The sequence below is a fragment of the Corynebacterium sp. HMSC05C01 genome (assembly GCF_001807155.1).
GTDB lineage: Bacteria > Actinomycetota > Actinomycetes > Mycobacteriales > Mycobacteriaceae > Corynebacterium > Corynebacterium coyleae.
In genome coordinates, this window is record NZ_KV787961.1 from 1 (window position 1) to 212 (window position 212).

At 53.3% G+C, this 212-nt stretch carries 1 rRNA gene (running past one end of the window); it reads right to left on the reverse strand.

The annotated features are described in order from the left end of the window. A 16S ribosomal RNA gene (locus HMPREF3145_RS07555) occupies positions 1–212 on the reverse strand (its annotated part continues 309 nt past the right edge of the window); the annotation flags it as partial.

A 212-nucleotide genomic window follows, 5' to 3' on the forward strand; every position in this document is an offset into this window, starting at 1 on the left:
GTGTACAAGGCCCGGGAACGTATTCACCGCGGCGTGCTGATCCGCGATTACTAGCGATTCCGGCTTCATGCAGGCGAGTTGCAGCCTGCAATCCGAACTGAGAGAAGCTTTAAGAGATTAGCTTAGCCTCGCGACTTCGCAACTCGTTGTACTTCCCATTGTAGCACGTGTGTAGCCCAGGTCATAAGGGGCATGATGATTTGACGTCATCC